9 protein-coding genes are annotated in these 7,537 nt (G+C 69.0%); 1 reads left to right on the forward strand and 8 read right to left on the reverse strand.

Annotation, left to right across the window (positions count from 1 at the left end):
• The 7 genes from VKG81_RS00055 to VKG81_RS00085 all read right to left on the reverse strand — a co-directional run.
• A partial coding sequence (locus VKG81_RS00055; protein ID WP_414685097.1) for a DAPG hydrolase family protein occupies nucleotides 1-216 on the reverse strand: 216 nt, incomplete at its 3' end.
• A gap of 115 nt (nucleotides 217-331) precedes the next feature.
• The gene (locus VKG81_RS00060; RefSeq protein WP_324388798.1) at nucleotides 332-1,195 is read right to left on the reverse strand and encodes a rhomboid-like protein; all 864 of its coding nucleotides are present in this window, start codon (nucleotides 1,193-1,195) and stop codon (nucleotides 332-334) included.
• Nucleotides 1,196-1,344: 149 nt separating this feature from the next.
• On the reverse strand, nucleotides 1,345-1,641 hold the full coding sequence (locus tag VKG81_RS00065) for a hypothetical protein (RefSeq protein ID WP_414685098.1): 297 nt from the start codon (nucleotides 1,639-1,641) through the stop codon (nucleotides 1,345-1,347).
• A 159-nt stretch (nucleotides 1,642-1,800) separates the two neighbouring features.
• Nucleotides 1,801-2,556, reverse strand: a complete 756-nt coding sequence (locus VKG81_RS00070) for an amidophosphoribosyltransferase (RefSeq protein ID WP_324388799.1) — start codon at nucleotides 2,554-2,556, stop codon at nucleotides 1,801-1,803.
• Nucleotides 2,553-3,488 (reverse strand): DNA-processing protein DprA, encoded by a 936-nt coding sequence (locus VKG81_RS00075; RefSeq protein ID WP_324388800.1) that lies wholly within the window; start codon nucleotides 3,486-3,488, stop codon nucleotides 2,553-2,555. Before VKG81_RS00075 ends, VKG81_RS00070 begins: the two co-directional genes overlap by 4 nt.
• Before the next feature lie 33 nt (nucleotides 3,489-3,521).
• A complete protein-coding gene (locus VKG81_RS00080; protein ID WP_324388801.1) occupies nucleotides 3,522-3,749 on the reverse strand; it encodes a three-helix bundle dimerization domain-containing protein in 228 nt (75 codons plus the stop codon).
• Nucleotides 3,750-3,828: 79 nt separating this feature from the next.
• Nucleotides 3,829-4,566, reverse strand: a complete 738-nt coding sequence (locus VKG81_RS00085; RefSeq protein ID WP_324388802.1) for a polysaccharide deacetylase family protein — start codon at nucleotides 4,564-4,566, stop codon at nucleotides 3,829-3,831.
• Nucleotides 4,567-4,896: 330 nt separating this feature from the next.
• On the opposite strand from VKG81_RS00085, the gene VKG81_RS00090 reads away from it, so the two are divergent.
• The gene (locus VKG81_RS00090) at nucleotides 4,897-6,768 is read left to right on the forward strand and encodes a propionyl-CoA synthetase (protein WP_324388805.1); all 1,872 of its coding nucleotides are present in this window, start codon (nucleotides 4,897-4,899) and stop codon (nucleotides 6,766-6,768) included.
• 9 nt (nucleotides 6,769-6,777) lie between these two features.
• Here VKG81_RS00090 and VKG81_RS00095 read toward each other — a convergent pair whose 3' ends face one another.
• A complete protein-coding gene (locus tag VKG81_RS00095; protein WP_324388803.1) occupies nucleotides 6,778-7,200 on the reverse strand; it encodes a nitroreductase family deazaflavin-dependent oxidoreductase in 423 nt (140 codons plus the stop codon).
• Between the last annotated feature and the right edge of the window lie 337 nt (nucleotides 7,201-7,537).

The raw sequence follows: 7,537 nt of genomic DNA on the forward strand, positions 1-7,537 counted from the left end.
GGTGTAGAAGCTGGGTTCGCGGCCGAAGTACTCCTCGAGTTCGGCGACCGCGCCCTGCGCGGCCTCAGCGGGTCGATTCACCAACAAGCGCGCGCCGACGTGGTCATAGGGGTGCCAGACCCGGTACCTGGGTACGGCGCGTCCTTCGACGTCCATGTCCCCGAGAATGCCGCCGCGAAACCACCACACGAACATTTGGGGCGTGATGCCCTTCAACACCTCATCGACCAGTATTTGGTTCGCCCGTCCGCAAGTCGGTCTACGCCGGATCGTGCGGTGAGGTTTTCCCGCAGTTCCCACGGGAGCTTGAGCGGATCTGGAAGCTGCGGTCTCATGCTCGCCCCGCGGGTTGTTCCGGCGTTGAAACCCACCGGATCGGTGGTACGTCTCTTCCCGCCGCCGACTCGGCGTTTGCTGTGGCTCGACGGCACGGCCCAATGCGTTCGGCTCGTGCGCGCTGCCGTCGACGGCGGTGATTGATACGCTGCGCGGCCAGCGCTGTCAGCAGACCTGCCAGCCCGCCGGCCGGTGCCGCGAGCGGCGACGCCCCGGTGAGGGTGACGTAGCCGAACGCGACGGCGACCGCGAGCAACACGCCTCGTAGGGGGGTCCAGCGTGCGTCCGGGCGCAGCCGCACCGACAGCCCCATGCCCAACGTCAGTGCCACGGCGTGCCCGACGGCGGTGAAGTCGGCCCCGGACGCGGCGAGAAGCGCGATGCCGGACCACCAGCCGACCCAGGCCGGTCGCCAGCGCCGCGGTACCACCGACGTCAACGCGCCCAGCACCGCTGCGGCGCCGTAGCTGATCCCGACGTCGTCGGCCCGGGCGATGGACATTGGCAGCCATCGCGCCTCGACCGCGACCGCCAGGCCCACCGCGACGAGCACCGTGGCACCGATGTGGCCGAGCGCGAACGCCACGACCAGACGCCCGCCACGCCAGAACAGTTCCCCCAGGGCCAGCAGGCACACCAGCCCCGGCAGCCAGGCATAGAGGTCATCACCGTCGGTGATGAACGCGCTGCCGATCAGCGTGCCGAGACGACCACGCGCCAGGTTGTGCAGGTTGGTGCTCATCTGGCTGACGACGGTGGCCTGCGCGCGCGGGCCGAGCGCCGGCACCGTGACCCCGACGATGCAGAGCACGATCGCATAGGCGACTGTGACACGCACCGGCGCCAGGCGGGACAACATTCGCGACACCACGACGTCGCAACTATCTCGATGACGTGTCACCGTCGTGTGTCGCGGCTGGCAACTTCTTGCAAAATTGTCCGGCGGGACCGGCCGGATGCGCGGATCGGACCGGTGCGCCGGCCCGCCGCCGGTGGTCGGTGAGTCGCTTAGTTGCAGCCGCCGGCGCTGACCCACCGGCCGTTGTAGGCCACACACCCGCTGACGTTCGGCGGCGGTGGCGGGTCGTACGGCATCGGCGCGTAGTAGGCCGGCGGCGGAACGTACGGAGCGACGGTGTCGGCCAGGTTGGCACACCCACTTACCGAAACGCGCCGGCCACCGCTGACGCACACGTCGGCTTTCGCAACCCCGGAAGGCGCAATAGTGAGTGTGGAACCGACCGTGGCTGCCATTGCCAAGGTGGCGGCCGCCGCGGCGCTCCACCGCCGCATCGAATGACTCATCTGGCTTGTCTCCTCACTGCACGACCCACCGGTGTCCCTGCAGGCTCGGGGTGTTGTCTTGGCGTTGCAGTATAGGGCGCACGCTGCGCGAAAATCGTTGATCAGCAAAGCGTGTGACATTAGGGCCTCGGTCCGGCGTTTGCCCGGCCTACGCTGGTCTCACGGACACCGCCCGCCGGTCACCGGGCAGATCCCGGTGTCGTAGTCGTTGTGCAGGTACTCCTTGATGAACCGCGCGGTGTTGCCGTAGTTCGGGCTGAGCCAGCGGCCGACGACCATGACGCTGACCGCCGCGGCGCCGGCGCGGCGCACGGCGAGCGCCGCCGACTGCGCGTTGGACCCCGTGGTCCAGGTGTCGTCGAGCAGCAGCACGTGCTGCCCGTCGAGTGGCGCATCCGGTTCGACGGCGAATTTGTCGCCCGACACGATGCGGTCGCAGATCGCCCCCGGCGCCGGCGCCAACACGATGGACCCACTGATCGCCTTCATCCACTGCGCCAGCGCCGAAAACGGATGCAGCCCCGTCCGGCCGCTCAACGATGGGATGGTCATCCGCAGCGACACCGGCGACCCGACCACCGCCGCCACGCACCGCTCGTGTAACGAAATCGCAAGGTACAAAAGCCAATTGAGGATCAGGGTGTGCTGTTCGCGCACCTTGCGCACGGGGTCGTCCTTGTAGTGCCACAGCAGGGTGGCCGACTGGGTGCCGCCGATGGCGTATGTCAACGGCACCACCAGATCCGCCAGGCCAGGGATGCGGCGATCCTGCCTGCAGCGCCAGCACCACGCGAAGCCGTCCACCGGCGTGGCGCACACCGCGCAGGTGATACCCGGCGCGCGCACCGGGTTGCGCAGGTAGCCGCCCGCGGACGCCCTCAGCGCCCGGCGCGCTTCGGCGGCCGCATCCGTCAATCCGGCTCCCCCAACACCGCCGTGGCCGCGCGTACGTCCACGTCGCGCACGACATCCTCCACGATGCCCATCACATCGGCGGTGCTGCCGGCGACGTAGACACCGGGCCGGTGCTGCATCTCCCGGCCCCATGCGGTGGCCGCCACCACGCGGTCGGTCAGGATCACCGGGCGGCCGTGCTCGACGCCGACCCGCGCCTGGATGCGGCTGCCGCTGTACTCGCCCGCCTCCACGACGATCGAGGCGCGCCCCAGGCCCGACATCGTCGCGTTGCGCATCGGGAACGTGTGCCGTTGTGGCGGCGCGTCGGGGAAGAACTGCGACAGCACCAACCCGCGAGCGGCGACCTGCCGGTGCAGGTCGGCGTTCTCAGCCGGGTAGACCTGATTGATGCCGGTGCCGATCACCCCGACCGGGCGGCCGCCGGCGGCCAGGCAGGCCTGATGGGCGGCGGTGTCGATGCCGCTCGCCAATCCCGAAATAACGGAGATGTCGCGCTCGACGAGTCCCACGGCCACGTTCGACGCAATCGATGAACCTCGGTGACTGGCGCGCCGCGCTCCGACCACCGAGACGCCGACTTCATCGCGCGCCAACCGGCCTTTCGCAAACAGAATTGGCGGCATCTGGTGAATGCCTCGCAGCGGCGATGGATATGCGGCATCCAGGATGGTCACCAGCGCAAAATCGGCTCCGCGCCACGACGAGAGCAGCGCGCGTGCCCGCTCGAGCGGCCCGCCCGGCTCAGCCATCCCCTCCGCGGGCGGGTGAAGTCTTTCCCACAGCGCGACCGCCGACCCGCGCAGCGACACCTCCGAGGCGATGGTCGCCCACGATGTCGCGCCCGCCGGCTCATCGCGAAGGGCGGGACGTTCGTCGAGCAGGGCCAGCAGCGCAACGCGCTCCTCTTGGCCCGCCACAACACCGCCCACGCCGATCAGCCTATGACGGGCGGATCACGTCCATCACCCGATGGCCCGCGCCGCCGGCATCGGCGCGGAATGCTCCAACAATGCCTTGATGGCGCGGCGCTCAACCAGCAGCGGCACGAAGTCACGCACGGGGCAGTCGACGAATCGCTCCTGGGCTTCGGACACCGCAAGCACGACCGTGGCCGGCGCGAGCCGGGCGTACGTCGCGATCAGACGTTGTCGCACCTCGTCGATCAGTGCTTGCTCACTGGGGGCGGCCATCGGGATAGCGTGCTACCACAAGACCCGCCCGTCAATCGGGCAGGCGTTGCTGACCCGATGCCGGTCCGTGAAAGATTTCTTAGCCGAAGACGTCGTTGAGGGTGACCGTCTGAAGGTTGCGGGTGGAGATGATGTCGATGAGCTGGGCGTAGCAGTGGGTGATGGTGGGCAGGTTGGCATGCCCCAGCACGATCTGCTGTGCCTGGAAAGAGTTCCGCGCGTTGGCGATGAGGCTCGTTGCGTTTTCCGGGGCTGAATCGCCGATGGTGGCGCTCCACATCGTGATGGTGGGGTAGCCGAGCGTTGCGGCCACCCGGTCGGTGTCGGCATTGTGACGGCCGTAGGGCGGTCGGAAGAACGGGGTGCCGTCGACACCGTAGGTGTTCTTCAAGAAGTCGGCGTTGCGCCGGATCTGGTCCGCGACCGCGTCCACACCGATGCGGGTGATGTCGGGATGCGACCAGGTGTGGTTGCCGAGCTGGACTTGACCCGAGTCGACCATCGGTTGCAGTGCGGGCGCGTTGTCCGTCCAGGATTTGTTCGCGCCGTTGACGAAGAAGGTCATCCGGGTGCCGGTGTCGCGGCAGAAGTCGGCGAACGCGGCGACCACTGCGGTGCTGGTGCCGTCGTCGACGGTGAACGCGAGCTGGTTGCCGTCGCCGGGCAGCCGGGTGAGCACACCGGCCGGGGCCGGCACACGGGCGGCCGGCAGCCCTCCCCGCGCGGCGTCCGCCCGGGCTGGCAGAAGGTCTCCCGTCGCGGCCAGCACGGCCGCCGCGATCACGCACAGCGCCGTGCGCCGGTCCACGTTGCCCATGACGTCACGCTACGGCGTTGAATACTTCTCCCCGCAACGGTTCTCGGCAAGTTCACCGCCACGTGGGCCGAAATACACCCGGGGCGACATCTCTGCGCTTGCGGTTCGATTGCCGGCGCCCGCAGGACGGCGTCAGCCGGTTCGCCCCTGCCGGGGACCAATGGCGCGCCGGGCAGGGTCGAACGACCCGTGCCGAACGCGGGCGCGGGCAATAACGTCGGGCCCGTGGACGCGGCATTCGCGCCCAGCGGGCACTTCGATACCGGTCCAGCACGATTGAAGGAGTGCGGGATGTCGACGACGAAAGGGCGATCCCGGCAACCGGCCGGCGTGAACGGTTATCGGGAACTGTTCGCCGCGAGCCTCGCCGACCCCACCACCTTCTGGGCGCAGGCGGCGCAGGCGGTCTCGTGGACCCGGGAGCCGACGCGCGTACTCGACGACGCGAATCCACCGTTTTACCGGTGGTTTCCCGACGGTGAACTCAACACCTGCGCAAACGCGCTCGACCGTCACGTCGCCGACGGCCGCGCCGATCAGCCGGCGCTGATCTACGACTCGCCAATGACCGGCGCCCGGCGCACCTACAGCTACCGTGAGCTGCTCGATGCGACCGCCCGGTTCGCGGGCGTGCTGCGCAGCCTCGGCGTGGGCAAGGGCGATCGTGTGGTGATCTACCTGCCGATGATTCCCGAGGCGGCCATCGCAATGCTGGCATGCGCTCGGCTCGGGGCGGTGCACTCGGTGGTGTTCGGTGGCTTCGCCGCCCACGAACTGGCCACCCGCCTTGACGACGCCCGCCCGACGGTGGTGGTGTCGGCCTCCTGCGGGATCGAGCCGTCGCGGATCGTGCACTACAAACCGATACTCGACGCGGCCATCGACGCCAGCGCCCATCCCCCCCGCAGCTGCGTCGTCGTCCAGCGGGATCAGCTGCGGTGTGACCTCACACCGGGCCGGGACCTGGACTGGCAGACGATGATGGCCGCGGCCGAGCCGGTGGGCGCCGTTCCGGTGGCTGCCACCGACCCGTTGTATGTGCTGTACACCTCCGGCACGACGGGAAGGCCGAAGGGGATCGTCCGCGACAACGGCGGACATGCGGTGGCGCTGATGTGGAGCATGCGCCACATCTACGACGTCCGTCCCGGGGAGGTGTTCTGGGCGGCATCCGACGTGGGCTGGGTCGTCGGGCATTCCTACATCGTGTACGGCCCGCTGCTGGCCGGCGTGACCACGGTGCTCTATGAGGGCAAGCCCGTGCGCACCCCCGACCCGGGTGCGTTCTGGCGGGTGGCGTCCGAATACGGTGTGGCGGCGCTGCTTTCGGCGCCGACCGCGATCCGCGCGATCCGGAAGGAAGATCCCGACGGCGCGTATGTCGGCAAGTATGACCTGTCGGCGCTGCGATACCTTTTCCAGGCAGGAGAACGGCTCGACCCCGACACCTACCGGTGGGCGTCGGCCACACTCGGCGTCCCGGTGGTCGATCACTGGTGGCAGACCGAGACCGGATGGGCCATCGCCGCCAATCCGATGGGCGTTGAGGCACTTCCGACGAAACCGGGGTCGCCGACCCTGCCCATGCCGGGCTACGACGTCTCGATCCTGCGGGCCGACGGCTCCGGCTGCGAACCCGGCGAACACGGCGCGATCTGCATCAGGCTGCCGCTGCCGCCGGGCACGTTGCCCACCCTGTGGGGTGATGACGCGCGCTACGAGGCCTCCTATCTCTGCGAGCATCCCGGCTACTACCTCACCGGCGACGGCGGCTACGTCGACGAGGACGGATACCTATTCGTGATGGGCCGCATCGACGACGTGATCAACGTCGCCGGACACCGCTTGTCGACCGGCGCCGTCGAGGCCGTGCTCGCGTCACACCCCGCCGTCGCCGAGTGCGCGGTGATCGGCGTCGCCGACGACATCAAGGGGCAGGTCCCGCGGGGCTTCGTCGTGCTGAAAGCGGGCGCGGCGGCCGAGGGTCTGGCCGACGAGCTCGTGGCGGCGGTGCGCGAGGAGATCGGCGCGGTGGCCTGTTTCAAGACGGTGGACGTGGTTCCCGCGCTCCCGAAGACGCGGTCGGGGAAGATCCTGCGGAAGGTCATGCGCGGCATCGCCCACGGCAGAGAGGAAACGCCGCCGGCGACCATCGAGGATCTGGCCGTGCTCGACACGCTGCGCCCCATCCTGCGACCCTGAGCCCGGGACTCAGTTCGCGGCGGGCGCGCGCCTGACCTCCAGATAATGTTCAATGCCGACCCGCTGGAACGTGCGCCGCCGCCTCTCGGCGAGCAGCGGCACGGCCTCTTTCGCGTCGATGACTTCAGGCGCCACCACCTCGCAGGTGTCGCCGTCGGCCGAAAGAGTCGCTCCCCCGGCCGCCAGCACGTTCTGCAGCCAGTCCACCTTGGTGCCGTAGGGCAGTGGAATCAGAAAGCCGTCCTGCACGCGATCGGCCACCACTGGTGTCGTGTATGGCTTGCCCGACCGCCGCCCGGTGTGTCGAATCGCCGCGGCGTACCAGTGTTTGCGGCCGGCGAGCCGCACCATGACCGGGTTGAGGAGGTGCTTGTTGGACGCGCGAACCGCCCTCAGGAGCGGATCGGGCCAGCTCGCCGGTGCCAGCGCCATCGTTTCTCCTGAAATCTGCAACGGAGGCTTTCGACACCGACGATACTCCCGCGGCGTCAGGATCGTTGTCCTGCAGCGGTGACCGACTTCACGGGTCACCGAGGAAATGACGCGCGGGCGCAGCGGGTTTACCCTCCGATCGAGCAGCCAGGAGACCACCACGATGACCGATGACCCAACCCCGGATGCGCCGCCACCGCCCGACGCGACGCAGCTCTTCGACTGGACCACCGACGAAGGCGGCCTGTTCCGCGAATTCAGCGGCGCCACCCGAGACGTGTCAGGCGCGCGGATCAGCATCAGCGGCTACCAGAACAGCGATGGCACATGCCACCGC

It is taken from the genome of Mycobacterium sp. (genome assembly GCF_035314905.1).
Lineage (GTDB): Bacteria > Actinomycetota > Actinomycetes > Mycobacteriales > Mycobacteriaceae > Mycobacterium.

What these genes read in the sequence shown, in the direction of transcription:
- VKG81_RS00060 (WP_324388798.1), bottom strand. Translation starts at nt 1,195, where the DNA reads ATGTTGTCCCGCCTGGCGCCGGTGCGTGTCACAGTCGCCTATGCGATC.
- VKG81_RS00065 (WP_414685098.1), bottom strand. Translation starts at nt 1,641, where the DNA reads ATGAGTCATTCGATGCGGCGGTGGAGCGCCGCGGCGGCCGCCACCTTG.
- VKG81_RS00080 (WP_324388801.1), bottom strand. Translation starts at nt 3,749, where the DNA reads ATGGCCGCCCCCAGTGAGCAAGCACTGATCGACGAGGTGCGACAACGT.
- VKG81_RS00085 (WP_324388802.1), bottom strand. Translation starts at nt 4,566, where the DNA reads ATGGGCAACGTGGACCGGCGCACGGCGCTGTGCGTGATCGCGGCGGCC.
- VKG81_RS00095 (WP_324388803.1), bottom strand. Translation starts at nt 7,200, where the DNA reads ATGGCGCTGGCACCGGCGAGCTGGCCCGATCCGCTCCTGAGGGCGGTT.